The organism is Pseudomonas sp. NBRC 111131 (assembly GCF_001320525.1).
GTDB classification, from domain to species: Bacteria; Pseudomonadota; Gammaproteobacteria; order Pseudomonadales; family Pseudomonadaceae; genus Aquipseudomonas; species Aquipseudomonas ceruminis.
Genome location: NZ_BCBH01000008.1, coordinates 65,694 through 84,080, shown reverse-complemented (window position 1 = coordinate 84,080; position 18,387 = coordinate 65,694). Strand labels below are relative to the sequence as shown.

The window sequence follows — 18,387 nt, the reverse complement described above, 5'->3', positions numbered from 1 at the left end:
ATGCGCTCGGAGGTGATGTCTGTCAGCAGTGTGCGCCTGTTCCGCCTGGCGCTAGGCACCTTGTTGCTCCTGGTCGGCACGGCTCTGCTGGTGGCACGGGGTATCGCCTGGCTGGACCTGGAGCCGCGCATGCTGCGTGCTCTGGAAGGCGGCGCATTGTGCGCGTTGGGGACGGCGCTGGGCGCGGTACCGGTGCTGGTCATTCGCAACATGCCAGTGGCCCTGGCCGATACCCTGCTGGGCTTTGGTGCCGGCGTGATGCTGGCCGCCACAGCGTTTTCCCTGATCATACCGGGGTTGGACGCGGCACAAGCCCTCGGTTTCAGCCCGTGGGGTGCCGGTGGCCTGGTCAGTTTCGGCTTGTTGTTCGGCGCCTTCTGCTTGTTCGTTGTCGACCTCAAGGTGTCTGGCGCTTCGCCAGAGGCCTTGGTCGGCAGTGAAAACCAGCCGGTGATCGCGGCGCGAATCTGGTTGTTCGTCATCGCCATCATCGCCCACAACATACCTGAAGGCATGGCCATTGGTGTGTCAGCCGGTGGCGGCATGCCCGATGCCGACAGCCTGGCCATGGGCATTGCCTTGCAGGATGTGCCCGAAGGCCTGGTCATTGCGCTGGTATTGGCAGGGGCGGGGATGTCGCGGTTCAAGGCATTTCTGATTGGTGCCGCATCGGGGCTGGTGGAGCCCCTGGCGGCAGTGATCTGTGCCTGGCTGGTGAATGTTGCACAGCTGCTATTGCCTCTGGGCCTGGCCTGTGCAGCGGGCGCGATGTTGTTGGTGGTGACCCAGGAAATCATCCCCGAGTCGCGCAGCAACGGGCACCACCGCTTGGCCAGCCTTGGGCTATGTATCGGGTTTTGCCTGATGATGGTGATGGATACAGCGATGTCGTGAAGGACCTGGAGCGGGAGCTGTCTTTGTCAGCGTGCTGGTCACTCGGCGAAGATGACGCCGTTATTCGCCTTCGTCGAAGTAGTTGTTGATCAACGTCACCAGCGCCTCCAGGGCTTCGCTGTCTTGCTCACCTTCGGTGTGCAGGTGCACCTGGGTGCCTTTGCCCGCAGCCAGCATCATCACGGCCATGATGCTCTTGCCGTCAACCAGCTTGTCAGGCGCACGCCCGACCCGCACCTGGCAGGGGAAACGCCCGGCCACGCCGACGAACTTGGCTGCCGCCCGGGCGTGTAGCCCCAGCTTGTTGATGATGGTGATTTCGCGGGCGGGCATCGTGGTGCGGATCCTGTGGGCTAGAGGTCGCGGTGGCGGACCTGGACGTTTTTCAGGGACTGTTGCAGCAATTGGCCAAGGCGTTCGGTGATGTACACCGAGCGGTGGTGGCCGCCGGTGCAGCCGATGGCGATAGTGACATAGGCGCGATTGCTGGCAGCAAAGCGTGGCAGCCATTTGAGCAGGTAGCTGGAAATGTCGTTGAACATTTCTTCGACATCCGGCTGTGCGGCAAGGTAGTCGATTACCGGTTGATCCAGGCCGGAATGCTCGCGCAGCTCAGGCTTCCAGTAGGGGTTGGGCAGACAGCGCACATCGAACACCACGTCGGCGTCGACCGGCATGCCTCGCTTGAAGCCAAATGATTCGACCAGGAAGGCGGTGCCGGGCTCGGGCTGGTTGAGCAAGCGCAGCTTGATCGAGTCGCGCAGTTGGTAGAGGTTGAGGTTGGTGGTGTCGATCTTCAGGTCGGCAAGGTCGGAGATCGGCCCGAGCAACTCGCTTTCCACGCGGATTGCCTCCGCCAGCGAGCGGTCTGCGTTGGTCAACGGGTGGCGCCGTCGCGTCTCGGAGAAGCGCTTGAGCAGCGTGTCTTCGTCGGCGTCGAGAAACAGCACGTCACATTGGATATGGCGGCCACGGGCTTCTGCCAGCAGGTCCGGAAAGCGCGACAAGTGGCTCGGCAGGTTACGCGCATCGATCGAAACGGCCACCTTGGGTTGCAGCAGCTCGGTATTGATCAGCGCGTTTTCCGCCAGTTGCGGCAGCAGGCCGGCGGGCAGGTTGTCGATACAGTAATAGCCGTTGTCTTCCAGCACATCGAGGGCGGTACTCTTGCCGGAGCCGGACCGGCCGCTGACGATGATCAGGCGCATGTTCAGTGCTCGTTCTGTACGTCCAGGACAACCTGGTACAGGGCCTCGCTGCTATTGGCAGCACGCAGGCGATCGCGGACCTCCTTGCGATCGAGCATGCTGGCAATCTGGCGCAGCAATTCGAGATGGGCGTCGGTGGCAGCCTCGGGCACCAGCAGGACGAACAGCAGGTCGACCGGCGCACCATCGATGGCGTCGTAGTCGATTGGAGCGTCCAGGTGCAGCAAGGCGCTGACGGGGGCAGTGCATCCTTCGATCCGGCAGTGGGGAATGGCAATGCCATTACCGAAGCCGGTGGAGCCGAGCTTTTCACGAGCGATGAGTTTTTCGAAGACGACCTGCATCTCCAACTCGGGTACTTGTTCGGCAATGAGGTTGGCGACCTTTTCAAGGGCGCGTTTCTTACTGCCGCCCGGCACGTTCACGAGGGAACGGCCGGGGGTCAGGATGGTTTCAAGTCGGATCATGGATGAGGGGGATCAGCGGGCGGCTGCACCTTGCAGCAGGCTTTGCTGTTTTTCCTTGTGTTTTTTCAGTTGGCGGTCGAGCTTGTCGGCCAGGGCGTCGATCGCTGCATACATGTCTTCGTGTTCGGCGTTGGCAACCACTTCGCCGCCGGGAATCTGCAAGGTCGCTTCGACCTTCTGCTGCAGCTTCTCGACTTTCATGATGACCTGCACGTTGGTGATCTTGTCGAAGTGACTCTCCACGCGGGCGAGCTTTTCAAGCACATAATCGCGCAGCGGCTGAGTGACTTCTACATGCTGTCCACTGATATTGACTTGCATACAGCTTCTCCTTTGTTGCCCGTGCATAAAGAGGCAGGTATTGCACCTGCCCCACAAACGCTATGGCACATCTCAGGGGCTACATCAGTCGCTTGCGCTCGCTCGACGGTGCGATGCCGAGGGACTCGCGGTACTTGGCGACGGTGCGACGGGCTACCTGGATGCCTTGTGCCTCCAGTAAACCAGCGATCTTGCTGTCACTCAATGGCTTTTTCTGATTTTCCGCCGCTACCAGTTTCTTGATGATCGCGCGGATGGCCGTGGACGAGCATTCTCCGCCTTCGGCGGTGCTCACATGGCTTGAGAAAAAGTATTTCAGTTCGTAGATGCCGCGGGGGGTATGCATGTATTTCTGCGTGGTCACCCGCGAAATGGTCGATTCGTGCATGCCCACCGCTTCGGCGATGTCGTGCAGCACCAGAGGTTTCATCGCCTCGTCGCCGTAGTCGAGGAAACCGCGTTGATGCTCGACGATCTGGGTGGCGACCTTCATCAGCGTTTCGTTGCGGCTTTGCAGGCTTTTAATGAACCACCGAGCTTCCTGCAGCTGGTTGCGCATGAAGGTGTTGTCGGCGCTGGTGTCGGCACGGCGGACGAACCCGGCATACTGCGGGTTGACCCGCAGGCGGGGGATCGCTTCCTGGTTCAGCTCGACCAGCCAGCGGTCGCTGTCCTTGCGCACGATGACATCGGGTACCACGTATTCTGGCTCGCTCGACTCGATCTGCGAGCCAGGACGTGGGTTGAGGCTCTGTACCAGCTCAATGACCTGGCGCAGCTCGTCTTCCTTGAGTTTCATCCGGCGCATCAGCTGGCTATAGTCGCGGCTGCCGAGCAGGTCGATGAAATCGGTGACCAGGCGCTTGGCCTCGGCCATCCAGGGTGTGTTGGCCGGCAGTTGGCGCAATTGCAGCAACAGGCATTCGCCCAGGTTGCGCGCGCCGACACCTGCTGGCTCGAACTGCTGGATGCGGTGCAATACCGCTTCGACCTCGTCAAGCTCGATGTCCAGCTCCGGGTCGAAGCCTGCGCAAATCTCTTCGAGCGTGTCTTCCAGGTAGCCCTGGCCGTTGATGCTGTCGATCAAGGTGACGGCGATCAGTCGGTCGGTATCGGACATCGGTGCCAGGTTCAGCTGCCACAGCAGGTGGCTTTGCAGGCTCTCGCCGGCCGAGGTGCGGGTGGTGAAATCCCACTCGTCATCATCGTTGCTCGGCAGGCTGCTGGCGCTGGTCTGGTAAATGTCTTCCCAGGCCGTGTCGACCGGAAGTTCATTGGGGATTCGCTCGTTCCACTCACCGTCTTCCAGGCTTTCGGCACTGCTGGTGCTTTCCTGGAAGCTGTTGTCCTGGACCTCGGCGGCCGGCTTGTTCTCGGCGTTGTCCGCCATTGGGTCGCTGTTGTCGAAGTCGTCGCCGTCTTCCTGACGTTCGAGCATCGGATTGGACTCCAGCGCTTCCTGGATTTCCTGCTGAAGGTCCAGGGTGGAGAGCTGAAGTAGGCGGATGGCCTGTTGCAACTGCGGGGTCATCGTCAGTTGCTGGCCCATTTTTAGGACGAGCGATGGTTTCATGGCAGGGGCTTAATACCTTGTTCGCCGGCGCGCATGCGCCATCCACTACACGAGGGCGCCGAGGCGCCAAATTCAAGCAAGTTTTATGCCTTAAATTGTAGCGTTTGCCTAGAGCACTGTAACAACTTAAACCCCGCCAGGGCGGGAAAGCCAGTGCTCCAGGCGCGTCCCGGGGTCAGAGCCGGAACTCGTGACCCAGGTAGACCTCTTTGACCAGGTCGTTGGCCAGGATGGTCTGGGCATCGCCTTCGGCGATCAGCTGGCCATCGTTGACGATGTACGCGGTTTCGCAGATATCCAGGGTTTCACGGACGTTGTGGTCGGTGATCAGTACGCCGATGCCCTTGGCCTTGAGGTGGTGGATGATCTGCTTGATGTCGCCGACCGAGATCGGGTCGACGCCGGCAAAAGGTTCGTCGAGCAGGATGAACTTTGGTGCGGTCGCGAGGGCGCGGGCAATTTCGACCCGGCGGCGCTCGCCCCCGGACAGGCTCATGCCGAGGTTGTCGCGGATGTGGCTGATGTGGAACTCCTGCAACAGGCTTTCCAGCTCCTTGCGGCGGCCATCGCGGTCGAGTTCCTTGCGGGTCTCGAGGATGGCCATGATATTGTCGGCCACCGACAGCTTGCGGAAGATCGAGGCTTCCTGCGGCAGGTAGCCGATACCGGCGCGAGCGCGGCCGTGCATGGGCTGGTGGCTGACATCGAGGCTGTCGATCAGGACGCGGCCCTGATCGGCCTGGACCAGGCCGACGATCATGTAGAAGCAGGTGGTCTTGCCGGCGCCGTTGGGGCCGAGCAGGCCGACGATCTGGCCGCTGTCGATCGACAGGCTGACGTCACGCACGACCTGACGCCCCTTGTAGCTCTTGGCCAGGTGCTGGGCTTTGAGGGTTGCCATTTACTCGGCCTTCTTCTTCGGCTGGATCACCATGTCGATGCGCTGACGTGGCTGGGTCACGTTGCCACCGCGACCGGCGGTCGCAACCTGGGTCTTGGTGTTGTAGACGATCTTCTCGCCTTCGGTGGTGTTGCTTTCGTTCTCGACCTTGGCGCGGTCAGTCAGGATCACCGTGTCTTTCTGCGCCTGGTACTGGATGGTCACGGCCCAGCCTTTCATTTTGTCGGGCTTGGCGGCGCTCTGCTGCTGCTCGAAGTAGGCCAGGTTGCCCACCGAGGTCACCACGTCGATGTCGCCATTGGCGGCACGGGTCATGGTCACGGTGTTGCCTTTGATCATCATGGAGCCTTGGGTGATGATCACGTCGCCGGTATAGGTGGCCACGCCTTGCTTGTCGTCCAGGTGCGCGTTGTCGGCCTGGATGCGGATCGGCTGGTCACGGTCGGTCGGCAGGGCGAAGGCGCTCGCGCTTCCCAGTGCTGCGCTCAGGCTGAGCAAAAGGGGGAGGGTTTTAACGAGCCTCATACTGTCCTCTTACGTTAGAGAGCAGGTCCATCCTGCCTTCTTTCAAATACGCTTTCATTCCTTTGCCCGTAGTTGTACCACCGGCGCCGTCGATTCTAACGGCTTGATCGGTCTGCGCATATTGCTTCTGCGGGAACACGGTCATGCGTGAGCTGGTAATGATGGTTTCACGCTGTTTTTCGTCGGTACGGGCCACGCGCACCTGGTCGATCAGTTCGACCTCGGTGCCGTCCGGGTTGACCTCGGCACGCGCGCTCTGTACGTGCCAGGGGTATTCGGTGCCCCGGTACATGTGCAGGTCGGGCGTAGTCACCAGTGTGACCTCGGTCGCCTTGAGGTGTTCGACCTTGTCGGCCGTCATTTCGTATTGCAGCTTGCCGTCGGGCAGAAACTGCACGCTATGGGCATTGATCGCATAGTAATCGATGGCGCTTTCGTCGACTTGCGCCACCGGTTTGTCGAGGAAGCTCTCGGGGCTGACATTCCAGTAGCCGATTGCCACCAGCAGGGCGGCGATCACCGCGAGCAGCGCAACATTGCGGGCTTTCTTGCTGAACATGGGCAACCTACAGGTAGTTGGCGTTGGCAGCGTCCAGGGTGCCCTGGGCCTGCATGATCAGTTCGCAGAACTCGCGCGCAGCGCCTTCACCGCCGCGTGCTTGGGTCACGCCGTGGGCATGCTGGCGAACGAACGGAGCAGCATTGGCGACCGCGATACCCAGCCCTACCCGGCGAATGACCGGTAAGTCGGGCAGGTCATCACCCAGATAGGCGACCTGCTCATAGCTTAGGCCCAGTTCGGCCAGCAGGCCGTCGAGCACCACCAATTTGTCCTCACGGCCCTGGAACAGGTGCGGGATGCCGAGGTTCTTCGCGCGGCGCTCGACCACCGGGGTCTTGCGCCCGCTGATGATCGCCGTGGTCACGCCGCTGGCCATGAGCATCTTGATGCCATGCCCGTCCAGCGTGTTGAAGGTCTTGAACTCGCTGCCGTCCTCGAGGAAGTACAGGCGCCCGTCGGTCAGGACGCCATCTACGTCGAACACGGCGAGCTTGATGGCTTTGCCGCGTTGCATCAGATCCTGGTTCATGTGCAAGGTTCTCATCTACATGACCCCTGCGCGCAGCAGGTCGTGCATGTTCAGGGCGCCGGTAGGGCGGTCGTGTGGGTCGACAACGACCAGTGCGCTGATCTTGTTGTCTTCCATGATCTTCAGTGCCTCGGCGGCGAGCATGTCGGCGCGGGCAGTCTTGCCGTGCACGGTCATCACCTGATCGATCAGCGTGCTGTGTATGTCGATGTTGCGGTCCAGGCTGCGGCGCAGGTCGCCGTCGGTGAAGACCCCTGCCAGGGTTCCATCCTGTTCCAGTACGACGGTCATCCCTAAACCTTTACGGGACATTTCAAGCAGTGCGTCCTTGAGCAGGGTGCCGCGTTGTACTTGCGGTAGCTCGTCACCAGCATGCATGACGTTCTCGACCTTGAGCAGCAGGCGACGGCCCAGCGCTCCGCCGGGGTGCGAAAACGCGAAGTCTTCGGCGGTGAAGCCGCGTGCCTCGAGCAGGGCGATGGCCAGGGCGTCGCCCAGTACCAGTGCCGCTGTGGTAGAGGAGGTGGGCGCCAGGTTCAGCGGGCAGGCTTCCTGGGCAACACGGGCGTCGAGGTTGGCCTCGGCGGCCTGGGCCAGGGGCGAGTCAGGGTTGCCGGTCAGGCTGATCAGCTGGATGCCAAGGCGTTTGATCAGGGGCAGCAGGGTAACGATTTCGGCGGTACTGCCGGAATTGGACAGGGCCAAAATGACATCATCGCGGGTGATCATGCCCATGTCGCCGTGGCTGGCCTCGGCCGGGTGCACGAAGAACGACGGCGTACCGGTGCTGGCCAGGGTGGCGGCAATCTTGTTGCCGATGTGCCCCGATTTGCCCATGCCGACCACAACGACTCGGCCCTTGCTGGCCAGAATCAGCTCGCAGGCTTTGACGAAATTGGCATCGATACTGGCCGCCAAGCCCTGTACTGCCTCGATTTCCAGGCGCAGGGTTCGCTGGGCGGACTGGATCAGCTCATTGGATTGGCTCATGTCGAAAAGCAATGCCTGATGAAAAGGCGGCGATTATAGCTGCAATGGAAGAAAGCCTCATCCTTTCGATTGTCCTATCAAATGTCATCAAACCCTGTCGCTGGCCTGAACGACTCGTTCCATGGCCTTGGGGCCGCACTGTGAGCGGTGCTATAGTTCGCCGCTATTCGGCCCGCGAGGGGCGCGTGTGCCTTCAAGATGAACGCCAGCGTCCACTAGAACGAGGCTGCACTAGCAAGGAGTCTAGATGAGTGTGGATAGCGCCTACGCGGTCGAGTTGAAGGGCGTCACCTTCAAGCGCGGTTCGCGCAGCATTTTCAGCAATGTCGACATACGCATTCCGCGTGGCAAGGTCACCGGCATCATGGGGCCGTCGGGTTGTGGCAAGACCACGCTGCTGCGCCTGATGGGCGCGCAACTGCGTCCGTCCAGTGGTGAAGTGTGGGTTGCCGGGCAGAACCTGCCGAGCCTGTCGCGTAGCGACCTGTTCGATGCACGCAAGCAGATGGGGGTGCTGTTCCAGAGTGGCGCCCTGTTCACCGACCTCGACGTGTTCGAGAACGTTGCGTTCCCGCTGCGTGTGCATACGCAGCTGTCGGACGAGATGATCCGTGACATCGTGTTGATGAAGCTGCAGGCCGTGGGCCTGCGGGGTGCCATCGACCTGATGCCCGACGAGCTTTCCGGCGGCATGAAGCGTCGCGTAGCGCTGGCCCGAGCGATCGCGCTCGATCCGCAGATCCTCATGTACGACGAGCCGTTTGTCGGCCAGGACCCGATCGCCATGGGCGTACTGGTGCGCCTGATCCGCCTGCTCAACGACGCCCTAGGCATCACCAGCATCGTGGTGTCCCACGACCTGGCCGAAACCGCCAGTATTGCCGACTACATCTATGTGGTCGGTGATGGTCAGGTGCTGGGGCAGGGTACGCCCGACGAGCTGATGGGGTCGGACAACCCGCGTATTCGCCAATTCATGAAGGGCGACCCGGACGGCCCGGTACCCTTCCATTTTCCTGCGCCTGACTACCGCGCCGATTTGCTGGGGGCGCGTTGATGCGCAGAAAATCCTTACTCGAACGTATCCGTCTGCTCGGCCGCTCGGCGATCGATGTACTGGCGGTGCTTGGCCGTTCCTGCCTGTTCCTGTTCCATGCACTGGTCGGACGTGGCGGCATCGGTGGCGGTTTCCAGCTGCTGACCAAGCAGCTGTATTCGGTGGGTGTGCTGTCGCTGGCCATCGTTGTGGTCTCCGGTGTGTTCATCGGCATGGTGCTGGCCCTGCAGGGCTACAGCATCCTGACCAAGTACGGCTCCGAGCAGGCAGTCGGGCAAATGGTTGCCCTGACCCTGCTGCGTGAGCTGGGCCCGGTAGTGACTGCGCTGCTGTTCGCAGGCCGTGCCGGTTCGGCACTGACTGCCGAGATCGGCAACATGAAATCCACCGAGCAGCTGTCGAGCCTCGAGATGATCGGTGTCGACCCGCTCAAGTACATCGTCGCACCACGCCTGTGGGCCGGCTTCATTTCGCTCCCGCTGCTGGCGCTGATCTTCAGCGTGGTCGGCATCTGGGGCGGCTCATGGGTCGCGGTGGACTGGCTGGGCGTCTATGAAGGCTCGTTCTGGGCCAACATGCAGAACAGCGTGTCCTTCACCGACGATGTGCTCAATGGGTTGATCAAGAGCCTGGTGTTTGCCTTCGTCAGCACCTGGATCGCCGTATTCCAAGGGTATGACTGTGAGCCCACTTCAGAGGGGATCAGCCGTGCCACCACCAAGACCGTGGTCTACGCCTCGTTGGCAGTACTGGGTCTGGACTTTATTCTGACCGCCTTGATGTTTGGAGATTTCTGATGCAAAACCGCACCCTGGAAATCGGTGTCGGCCTGTTCCTCCTGGCCGGGATCCTGGCGCTGCTGCTGCTGGCTCTGCGTGTCAGCGGGCTGTCGGCCAGCCCGAGCAGCGATACCTACAAAGTTTACGCGTACTTCGACAATATCGCCGGTTTGACTGTCAGAGCTAAAGTGACCATGGCCGGTGTGACGATCGGCAAGGTCACCGCCATCGATCTGGACCGTGATTCCTACACCGGTCGGGTGACGTTGCAGCTGGACAAGAAGGTCGACAACCTGCCGACCGATTCCACTGCCTCGATCCTGACCGCCGGGTTGCTGGGCGAGAAGTACATCGGCATCAGCGTGGGTGGCGAAGAGCAGGTACTCAAGGATGGCGCTACCATCCATGACACGCAGTCGGCGCTGGTGCTGGAAGATCTGATTGGCAAGTTCCTGCTCAACACCGTTGGCAAGGAACCCAAAGAAGCGCAACCGGCTAATTAAGGAGTTTCCATGATTTCGATCCTGCGACGTGGCCTGCTGGTCCTGCTGGCGGCTTTCCCCTTGCTGGCTGTGGCGGCGCCGGGGCAAACCCCGCACGACGTGGTCCAGGGCACGACCAACGAATTGCTGGGTGACCTCAAGGCCAACAAGGAACAGTACAAGACCAACCCGCAGGCCTTCTACGATGCGCTCAATCGCATCCTGGGCCCGGTGGTCGATGCCGACGGCATCTCCAGAAGCATCATGACCGTCAAGTACTCGCGCAAGGCCACGCCTGAGCAGATGCAGCGCTTCCAGGAAAACTTCAAGCGCAGCCTGATGCAGTTCTATGGCAACGCCCTGCTCGAATACAACAACCAGGGTATCGTCGTGGACCCAGCCAAGGCTGACGATGGCAAGCGTGCCAGTGTCGGCATGAAAGTCACCGGCAACAACGGTGCTGTGTACCCGGTGCAATACACCCTCGAGAACCTGGGTGGCGAGTGGAAGGTGCGTAACGTCATCGTCAATGGCATCAACATCGGCAAGCTGTTCCGCGACCAGTTCGCCGATGCCATGCAGCGCAATGGCAACAACCTGGACAAGACCATTGACGGCTGGGCTGGCGAAGTTGCCAAGGCCAAGGAAGCCGCCGATACCTCGCCCGAGAAGACCGTCAAATGAGTGAAACCAGCGTAAGCATGGCCGAGCCGGGTGTTCTGCGCCTGGCGGGCGTGCTGGACTATCGCAGCGGCCCGGCCTTGCGCAAGCAGGGCAAGGCGTTGGTAGACGCTTCCCGCGAGTCGCACCTGGTGCTCGATTGCACGGCTGTGCAAAAGTCATCCAGTGTTGGCCTGTCGTTGCTGCTGGCCTTCATCCGTGACGCCCAGGCGGCCGGCAAGGCCTGCGAGGTGCGTGGCATGCCTGATGACATGCGGGAAATTGCCGGGGTCTACGACCTCGATGAAGTACTGGCGAGCTGATGGCTCGTTACGCGTGAACAGCCCCTCGGTCAGCGCACGCCCTCGTTGGGCTTCGCAGGCGAGGGGCTTTTTTGTATGATGGCCGACCCGTGCGCATCGGGCGCCGATTGAGGTTGAGCATGCAGGCCGTAGAAGTTAAGAGCTTCCTTGAAGAGAAATTGCCGGGATCCCGGGTCGAAGTTGAAGGCGAAGGCTGCAACTTCCAGTTGAACGTGATCAGCGACGAGTTGGCTGGCCTGAGCCCGGTCAAGCGCCAGCAGGCGATCTATGCTCACCTGAATCCCTGGATCGCCAATGGCAGCATCCATGCGGTAACCATGAAATTTTTCAGCAGCGCAGCCTGGGCTGAGCGCACCTGAGCCAACGTGGCGGCGAGACTCCAATGGACAAACTGATTATTACTGGCGGCGCTCGCCTTGACGGCGAGATCCGCATTTCGGGCGCGAAGAACGCAGCCCTGCCGATTCTGGCGGCGACCCTGCTGGCCGATGGCCCGGTCACCGTGGGCAATCTGCCGCACCTGCACGACATCACCACCATGATCGAGCTGTTCGGGCGCATGGGCATCGAGCCTGTGATCGACGAAAAGCTGGCGGTGGAGATCGACCCACGTACCATCAAGACCCTGGTTGCGCCTTACGAACTGGTCAAGACCATGCGCGCCTCGATCCTGGTGCTCGGCCCCATGGTCGCGCGCTTCGGCAAGGCCGAAGTGGCCCTGCCAGGCGGCTGCGCCATCGGTTCGCGCCCGGTCGACCTGCACATCCGCGGCCTCGAGGCCATGGGCGCGAAGATCGAAGTCGAAGGTGGCTACATCAAGGCCCAGGCGCCTGAAGGCGGCCTGCGTGGCGCACACTTCTTCTTCGATACCGTCAGCGTGACCGGTACCGAGAACATCATGATGGCCGCAGCCCTGGCCAAAGGCCGCAGCGTGCTGCAAAACGCCGCACGTGAGCCTGAAGTGGTCGATCTGGCCAACTTCCTGATCGCCATGGGTGCGAAGGTTCACGGCGCCGGCACCGACACCATCACCATCGATGGTGTGGAGCGCCTGCACTCGGCCAACTACCGCGTCATGCCTGACCGCATCGAGACCGGCACCTACCTTGTCGCCGCAGCCGTGACCGGCGGCCGTGTCAAAGTCAAGGACACCGACCCGACCATCCTCGAAGCGGTGCTTGAGAAACTCAAGGAAGCGGGTGCCGACGTGACCACCGGTGAGGACTGGATCGAACTGGACATGCACGGCAAGCGGCCGAAAGCCGTGAACCTGCGTACCGCTCCGTACCCGGCGTTCCCGACCGACATGCAGGCGCAGTTCATCTCCCTCAACGCCATTGCCGAAGGCACAGGCGCGGTCATCGAGACGATCTTCGAAAACCGCTTCATGCATGTGTATGAGATGCACCGCATGGGCGCGCAGATCCAGGTCGAAGGCAACACCGCCATCGTTACTGGCGTGCCGGCGCTCAAGGGTGCTCCGGTCATGGCCACCGACCTGCGTGCATCGGCCAGCCTGGTGCTGTCGGCCCTGGTCGCCGAAGGCGATACCCTGATCGATCGCATCTACCACATCGACCGTGGTTACGAGTGCATCGAAGAGAAACTGCAGATGCTGGGCGCGAAGATCCGCCGCGTACCGGGCTAGTAACCCGCTGGTGCAGGGAGTGGTAGCGGGGTTGCCCCGCGAACAAGCCATCGCGGCATAGGGCACCGGCTTTGCCGGTGTTTGCGGGGCTAGCCCGCTCCCACACACGAATTGAATGCGGTCGGGCCCAGGCCCGGCCGGCAGTAGCCGCTTAAGGACCGACGTTCCAATGTTGACCATCGCGCTTTCCAAAGGCCGCATCCTCGACGACACCCTGCCGCTGCTCGCTGAAGCCGGTATCGTGCCGACCGAGAATCCGGACAAGAGCCGTAAGCTGATCATTCCCACCACGCAGGATGACGTGCGCCTGCTGATCGTGCGCGCCACCGACGTGCCGACCTATGTCGAGCATGGCGCCGCCGACCTCGGTGTGGCCGGCAAGGACGTGCTGATGGAGTACGGCGGCCAGGGCCTGTACGAGCCGCTGGACCTGCAGATTGCCCGCTGCAAGCTGATGACCGCTGGCGTGGTCGGTGCGCCGGAGCCCAAGGGGCGCCTGCGTGTGGCCACCAAGTTCGTCAACGTTGCCAAGCGCTACTATGCCGAGCAAGGCCGCCAGGTCGACATCATCAAGCTCTACGGCTCGATGGAGCTGGCGCCTTTGATCAACCTCGCCGACAAGATCATCGACGTGGTAGACACCGGCAATACCCTGCGCGCCAATGGCCTGGAACCCCAGGAACTGATCGCTACGATCAGCTCACGCCTGGTGGTCAACAAAGCGTCCATGAAGATGCAGCACGCCCGTATCCAAAGCCTGATCGACACCCTGCGCCAAGCTGTCGAATCGCGACACCGCGGCTGACCTCTGCGCGCGACCTTCGCTGTCGCGCCCGTCTATCCGCGTCATAGCCATTTTTCTCGGGTGCCCGCGCGGATGGACTGGTAGCCTAGGGCGCCTGAGCATTCGCTAATAATCGAGGCCCTCGCCATGACCGTGTCCACTGCAATTGCCCGTCTCAACGCTGCTGATCCGGATTTCGCCCGACATCTGGATCATCTGCTGAGCTGGGAAAGTGTGTCTGATGATGCGGTCAACCAGCGCGTGCTCGACATCATCAAGGCCGTGCGTGAGCGCGGTGATGCAGCGCTGGTAGAGTTCACCCAGCGTTTCGACGGTGTCGATGCCACCCGCATCGAGGACCTGATCCTGGGCCGCGAGCGCCTGGAGCTGGCCCTGACCCGCATCACTGCGGCCCAGCGCGAAGCCCTGGAAACCGCTGCCAACCGTGTGCGTATGTACCACGAGCGGCAGAAGCAGGATTCCTGGCAGTACACCGAAGCTGATGGCACCGTGCTCGGCCAGAAGGTCACCCCGCTGGACCGTGCCGGGCTTTATGTGCCAGGTGGCAAGGCGTCGTACCCGTCGTCGGTGCTGATGAACGCCATCCCGGCCAAGGTCGCTGGCGTGGCCGAGGTGGTCATGGTGGTGCCTACCCCGCGTGGTGAAATCAACGAGCTGGTGCTGGCCGCCGCCTGCATCGCCGGTGTCGACCGCGTGTTCACCGTGGGCGGTGCGCAGGCGGTCGCGGCCTTGGCCTACGGCACCGAAAGCGTGCCCCAGGTCGACAAGATCGTTGGCCCGGGCAACATCTACGTGGCCACCGCCAAGCGACACGTGTTCGGCCAGGTCGGTATCGACATGATTGCCGGCCCGTCGGAAATCCTCGTGGTGTGCGACGGCCAGACCGACCCGGACTGGATCGCCATGGACCTGTTTTCCCAGGCCGAGCACGACGAAGATGCCCAGGCCATTCTGGTCAGCCCGGATGCGGCGTTCCTTGACCGTGTTGCCGCCAGCATCGACAAACTGCTGCCGACCATGGAGCGGGCCGAAATCATCGAAAAATCGATCAACGGTCGGGGTGCGCTGATCCAGGTGCGTGACATGCAGCAGGCCATCGACGTGGCCAACCGCATTGCCCCGGAGCACCTGGAGCTGTCGGTCGCCGACCCGCAGGCCTGGCTGCCGCAGATCCGTCATGCTGGCGCGATCTTCATGGGCCGCCACACCAGCGAGGCACTGGGTGACTACTGCGCCGGCCCTAACCATGTGCTGCCGACCTCTGGCACTGCACGTTTCTCGTCGCCGCTGGGGGTGTATGACTTCCAGAAGCGTTCGTCGATCATCTTCTGCTCCGAGCAGGGGGCATCCGAGTTGGGCAACACCGCGTCGATCCTGGCCCGGGGCGAATCGCTGACTGCCCACGCCCGAAGCGCCGAATACCGTATCCTGACCCAAGGCAAGGGGAACTGAACATGAGCCGATTCTGGAGCCCCTTCGTCAAGGAGCTGGTGCCTTACGTGCCGGGCGAGCAGCCCAAGCTGGCGCGCCTGGTCAAGCTGAACACCAACGAGAACCCCTATGGCCCGTCGCCCAAGGCGTTGGAGGCCATGCGTGGCGAACTCAACGACAACCTGCGCCTGTATCCGGACCCCAACGGTGACCGGCTCAAGCAGGCGGTGGCCGAGTACTACGGCGTAACCCCTGGGCACGTGTTCGTGGGGAATGGTTCGGACGAAGTATTGGCGCACATCTTCCACGGCCTGTTCCAGCACGGCGGCCCGCTGCTGTTCCCGGATGTCAGCTACAGTTTCTACCCGGTCTACTGCGGCCTGTACGGCATCCCATTCGAGCAGGTGGCACTGGACGAGCAGTTCCAGATCCGCGTCGAGGACTACAACAAGCCCAACGCCGGGATCATCTTCCCCAACCCCAATGCGCCGACCGGTTGCCTGTTGCCGCTGCAGGCGATCGAGCAACTGCTGCAGGCCAACCGTGATTCGGTGGTGGTGGTAGACGAAGCCTACATCGATTTTGGTGGTGAAACGGCGATCAGTCTGGTGGGCCGCTACGACAACCTGCTGGTGACCCAGACACTGTCCAAGTCGCGCTCGCTGGCCGGCCTGCGCGTTGGCCTGGCGGTCGGCCACCCGGACTTGATCGAAGCCTTGGAACGTATCAAGAACAGTTTCAACTCTTACCCGCTGGATCGCATGGCGATCGTCGGTGCGGCCGCGGCGTTCGAGGATAAGGCCTATTTCGAAGAGACGTGCCGCAAGGTGATCGACAGCCGCGAGGCACTGGTCGAGCAACTGACCGCCAAAGGTTTTGAGGTGCTGCCCTCGGCCGCCAACTTCATCTTCGCCCGCCACCCGCAGCAGGACGCAGCCGAGCTTGCTGCACGCCTGCGCGAGCAGGGCGTGATCGTGCGTCATTTCAAGCAGCAGCGCATCGCTCAGTTCCTGCGGATCACCATTGGTACGCCGGACATGAACAAGGCGCTGATTGACGCACTGGGTTAAAGCCATTGGCCTATTCGCGGGCTTGCCCGCGAATAGGCCGAGGTGAAGTCGGCAGCTAAGGATGCTAGGTATTTGCGCAGAGGCCTGGGCTCCCTTAAGCTATCTAAATTCATCGGATGATTGGTTGAGTAGACATGAGCACTGAGCTGACCAAGCGATCGCTGGTTGAGCTTGCCGTGGAGCGTATGCGTGAGCGCATCCTCCAGGGCGACTGGCAGGTCGGGCAGCGCCTGCCCACCGAGCCTGAACTGGCACTTGAGCTGGGCATAAGCCGCAATACCGTGCGCGAGGCCATGCGTGTGTTGGCCTTCAGTGGCCTGGTGGAAATCCGCCAGGGCGACGGCAGCTACCTGCGTACTTGCCAGGACCCGCTGCAGGCGGTGCAGGCGATGTCCCGCTGTACCCTGGAGCAAGCGCGGGAAACCCGTCACATCCTTGAAACCGAGGCAATCGGGCTGGCTGCGCTGCGGCGTAGCGAAGACGACCTGCACAGACTGCGCGCAGCGCTCAAGGGCAGCGCCGAGCACTTTCATGGCGATGTGGATGCTTATGTCAGCTGCGACCTGGTGTTTCATCAATGCTTGATCGACGCCGCGCACAATCCGGCGCTCAGTGAACTGTACCGCTATTTTTCCGACGTGGTGGCCGCAGCGTTGCAGCACAACATGACCACCGTGCCGCGCTGCCAGGCCACCTTCGACCTGCATGGGCAGATCCTCGATGCCATCGAGCATCGCGATTCGGAACGGGCCAAGCGCCTGAGCCGAACCCTTATCGAATCCTGAGAACGAGAAGGCCATGGCCGAACCAATGACCCGTGACACTACCGCCCGTGAGCGGGAACTCGATGAACTGCTGATCGATGCCGAAGCCGATGATGCTCAGGTGCAGCAACAGCCGGTGCTGCTGAAGCGGCCATGGCTGCTATTGCTTGGCCTGGTACTGGTGGCGCTGAACTTGCGCCCGGCGCTGTCGAGCATGGCGCCTGTACTCGGCCAGGTCAGTGAAGGTCTGGGCCTGAGTGCTTCACAGGCCGGGCTGCTGACCACCCTGCCGGTGCTGTGCCTGGGCCTGTTCGCACCGTTGGCGCCAATGTTGGCCCGGCGCTTTGGCAGCGAACGCGTGGTCCTCGGCATCCTGTTGACCTTGGCGTTGGGCATTGTATTGCGCAGCACGCTGGGCGAGGCAGGGGTGTTTGCGGGCAGCGTGGTGGCTGGCGCCAGTATCGGCATCATCGGCGTGCTGTTGCCAGGGATCGTCAAGCGCGATTTCCCCAAACACGCAGGCACTCTGACCGGGGTGTACACCATGGCCTTGTGCCTGGGTGCGGCCATGGCAGCGGGCGCCACCGTTCCCCTGGCCCAGCGTTTGGGCGACAGCTGGGCCCTTGGCTTGGGCTTCTGGGTGATTCCGGCGGTGCTGGCCATGCTGGTCTGGCTGCCACAGGTGCGTCAGCGCCATGGTTTGCACAAGGTCGCTTACCGGGTGCGGGGGTTGTGGCGTGACCCCCTGGCCTGGCAGGTAACGCTGTACATGGGGCTGCAGTCGTCACTGGCGTACATTGTCTTTGGCTGGTTGCCGTCGATTCTCATCGGCCGTGGCCTGAGCCCAACCGAGGCCGGCCTGGTGTTGTCAGGCTCGGTGATCGTGCAGTTGGCCAGCTCGCTCAGTGCGCCTTGGCTGGCGACCCGCGGCAAAGACCAGCGGCTGGCGATCGTCGTTGTGATGCTGATTACCTTGGCCGGCCTGTTCGGTTGCCTGTATGCGCCGATTTCCGGCCTGTGGGGCTGGGCAGTGCTGCTGGGGTTGGGCCAGGGCGGGACTTTTGCCTTGGCGTTGACCCTGATCGTGCTGCGTTCGAAGGACGCGCACGTAGCTGCCAACCTGTCGAGCATGGCGCAAGGGGTGGGTTATACCCTGGCATCGATGGGCCCCTTTGCCGTGGGACTGGTGCATGACCTGACCGGGGGCTGGGCGGCGGTGGGCTGGATCTTCGCTGTGCTGGGCGTCGGTGCGATCGTGTTCGGGCTTGGGGCAGGTCGCGCGCTGTACGTGCAGGTGAACAGCGAGAAAGTCTGAAATCCAGGCCGGCAGTGCCGGTCATGTCGCGCGCATTCATGCTGCGAATGAGCATGGCATTACGTCGTTGCGCAGATTATCGT

Annotated in this window: 23 protein-coding genes; 13 read left to right on the top strand and 10 right to left on the bottom strand. The window is 62.0% G+C overall.

Annotated features, from left to right (window positions below):
- Nucleotides 1–894 carry a ZIP family metal transporter gene (locus APH34_RS10160; protein ID WP_054901039.1) on the top strand — a complete coding sequence of 298 codons (894 nt, stop codon included), beginning with the start codon at nucleotides 1–3 and terminating at the stop codon, nucleotides 892–894.
- Nucleotides 895–954: 60 nt separating this feature from the next.
- Here APH34_RS10160 and APH34_RS10155 read toward each other — a convergent pair whose 3' ends face one another.
- From APH34_RS10155 to APH34_RS10110, 10 genes are all read right to left on the bottom strand, one after another.
- Nucleotides 955–1,227: an HPr family phosphocarrier protein gene (locus APH34_RS10155; protein ID WP_054901038.1), complete on the bottom strand. Its 273-nt coding sequence runs from the start codon at nucleotides 1,225–1,227 to the stop codon at nucleotides 955–957.
- A 20-nt stretch (nucleotides 1,228–1,247) separates the two neighbouring features.
- Nucleotides 1,248–2,102 (bottom strand): RNase adapter RapZ, encoded by an 855-nt coding sequence (gene rapZ / locus APH34_RS10150; RefSeq protein ID WP_054901037.1) that lies wholly within the window; start codon nucleotides 2,100–2,102, stop codon nucleotides 1,248–1,250.
- 2 nt (nucleotides 2,103–2,104) lie between these two features.
- Nucleotides 2,105–2,569 carry a PTS IIA-like nitrogen regulatory protein PtsN gene (gene ptsN / locus APH34_RS10145; protein ID WP_054901036.1) on the bottom strand — a complete coding sequence of 155 codons (465 nt, stop codon included), beginning with the start codon at nucleotides 2,567–2,569 and terminating at the stop codon, nucleotides 2,105–2,107.
- Nucleotides 2,570–2,581: 12 nt separating this feature from the next.
- Nucleotides 2,582–2,890: a ribosome hibernation-promoting factor, HPF/YfiA family gene (gene hpf / locus APH34_RS10140; protein WP_003255135.1), complete on the bottom strand. Its 309-nt coding sequence runs from the start codon at nucleotides 2,888–2,890 to the stop codon at nucleotides 2,582–2,584.
- 79 nt (nucleotides 2,891–2,969) lie between these two features.
- Nucleotides 2,970–4,463 (bottom strand): RNA polymerase factor sigma-54, encoded by a 1,494-nt coding sequence (locus APH34_RS10135; protein ID WP_054901035.1) that lies wholly within the window; start codon nucleotides 4,461–4,463, stop codon nucleotides 2,970–2,972.
- A gap of 175 nt (nucleotides 4,464–4,638) precedes the next feature.
- Entirely contained in the window at nucleotides 4,639–5,364 is a 726-nt protein-coding gene (gene lptB, locus APH34_RS10130; RefSeq protein WP_054901034.1) for an LPS export ABC transporter ATP-binding protein, read from the bottom strand.
- Nucleotides 5,365–5,889, bottom strand: a complete 525-nt coding sequence (gene lptA / locus APH34_RS10125) for a lipopolysaccharide transport periplasmic protein LptA (protein WP_054901033.1) — start codon at nucleotides 5,887–5,889, stop codon at nucleotides 5,365–5,367. It abuts the gene before it with no gap.
- Nucleotides 5,876–6,448: an LPS export ABC transporter periplasmic protein LptC gene (gene lptC, locus APH34_RS10120; protein ID WP_054901032.1), complete on the bottom strand. Its 573-nt coding sequence runs from the start codon at nucleotides 6,446–6,448 to the stop codon at nucleotides 5,876–5,878. The genes lptA and lptC overlap by 14 nt, the downstream gene beginning before the upstream one ends.
- 7 nt (nucleotides 6,449–6,455) lie before the next feature.
- Nucleotides 6,456–6,980 (bottom strand): HAD family hydrolase, encoded by a 525-nt coding sequence (locus tag APH34_RS10115; protein ID WP_054901031.1) that lies wholly within the window; start codon nucleotides 6,978–6,980, stop codon nucleotides 6,456–6,458.
- A 15-nt stretch (nucleotides 6,981–6,995) separates the two neighbouring features.
- Nucleotides 6,996–7,970 carry an SIS domain-containing protein gene (locus tag APH34_RS10110; protein ID WP_054901030.1) on the bottom strand — a complete coding sequence of 325 codons (975 nt, stop codon included), beginning with the start codon at nucleotides 7,968–7,970 and terminating at the stop codon, nucleotides 6,996–6,998.
- A gap of 247 nt (nucleotides 7,971–8,217) precedes the next feature.
- Between APH34_RS10110 and APH34_RS10105 the strand changes: the two genes are divergently transcribed.
- From APH34_RS10105 to APH34_RS10050, 12 genes are all read left to right on the top strand, one after another.
- Complete coding sequence (locus APH34_RS10105) at nucleotides 8,218–9,027, top strand: ATP-binding cassette domain-containing protein (protein WP_043213285.1); 810 nt, start codon at nucleotides 8,218–8,220, stop codon at nucleotides 9,025–9,027.
- Nucleotides 9,027–9,824 (top strand): lipid asymmetry maintenance ABC transporter permease subunit MlaE, encoded by a 798-nt coding sequence (mlaE, locus tag APH34_RS10100; protein ID WP_054901029.1) that lies wholly within the window; start codon nucleotides 9,027–9,029, stop codon nucleotides 9,822–9,824. Before APH34_RS10105 ends, mlaE begins: the two co-directional genes overlap by 1 nt.
- Complete coding sequence (gene mlaD, locus APH34_RS10095; protein ID WP_054901028.1) at nucleotides 9,824–10,309, top strand: outer membrane lipid asymmetry maintenance protein MlaD; 486 nt, start codon at nucleotides 9,824–9,826, stop codon at nucleotides 10,307–10,309. The genes mlaE and mlaD overlap by 1 nt, the downstream gene beginning before the upstream one ends.
- Before the next feature lie 9 nt (nucleotides 10,310–10,318).
- Entirely contained in the window at nucleotides 10,319–10,972 is a 654-nt protein-coding gene (locus APH34_RS10090) for a phospholipid-binding protein MlaC (protein WP_054901027.1), read from the top strand.
- Entirely contained in the window at nucleotides 10,969–11,271 is a 303-nt protein-coding gene (locus APH34_RS10085; protein WP_054901026.1) for a lipid asymmetry maintenance protein MlaB, read from the top strand. Before APH34_RS10090 ends, APH34_RS10085 begins: the two co-directional genes overlap by 4 nt.
- Nucleotides 11,272–11,390: 119 nt before the next feature.
- Nucleotides 11,391–11,630, top strand: coding sequence for a BolA family protein (locus APH34_RS10080; protein WP_003255121.1), 240 nt, complete (start codon nucleotides 11,391–11,393; stop codon nucleotides 11,628–11,630).
- A 23-nt stretch (nucleotides 11,631–11,653) separates the two neighbouring features.
- Nucleotides 11,654–12,919 (top strand): UDP-N-acetylglucosamine 1-carboxyvinyltransferase, encoded by a 1,266-nt coding sequence (gene murA, locus APH34_RS10075; protein WP_054901025.1) that lies wholly within the window; start codon nucleotides 11,654–11,656, stop codon nucleotides 12,917–12,919.
- A 169-nt stretch (nucleotides 12,920–13,088) separates the two neighbouring features.
- Nucleotides 13,089–13,724: an ATP phosphoribosyltransferase gene (gene hisG, locus APH34_RS10070; RefSeq protein WP_023382134.1), complete on the top strand. Its 636-nt coding sequence runs from the start codon at nucleotides 13,089–13,091 to the stop codon at nucleotides 13,722–13,724.
- Between the two features lie 126 nt (nucleotides 13,725–13,850).
- Entirely contained in the window at nucleotides 13,851–15,176 is a 1,326-nt protein-coding gene (gene hisD / locus APH34_RS10065) for a histidinol dehydrogenase (RefSeq protein ID WP_054901024.1), read from the top strand.
- Nucleotides 15,177–15,178: 2 nt separating this feature from the next.
- Nucleotides 15,179–16,225 (top strand): histidinol-phosphate transaminase, encoded by a 1,047-nt coding sequence (hisC, locus tag APH34_RS10060; RefSeq protein ID WP_054901023.1) that lies wholly within the window; start codon nucleotides 15,179–15,181, stop codon nucleotides 16,223–16,225.
- 134 nt (nucleotides 16,226–16,359) lie between these two features.
- The gene (locus APH34_RS10055) at nucleotides 16,360–17,010 is read left to right on the top strand and encodes a FadR/GntR family transcriptional regulator (protein ID WP_054901022.1); all 651 of its coding nucleotides are present in this window, start codon (nucleotides 16,360–16,362) and stop codon (nucleotides 17,008–17,010) included.
- 13 nt (nucleotides 17,011–17,023) lie between these two features.
- On the top strand, nucleotides 17,024–18,304 hold the full coding sequence (locus APH34_RS10050; RefSeq protein WP_054901021.1) for an MFS transporter: 1,281 nt from the start codon (nucleotides 17,024–17,026) through the stop codon (nucleotides 18,302–18,304).
- Nucleotides 18,305–18,387 lie beyond the last annotated feature (83 nt).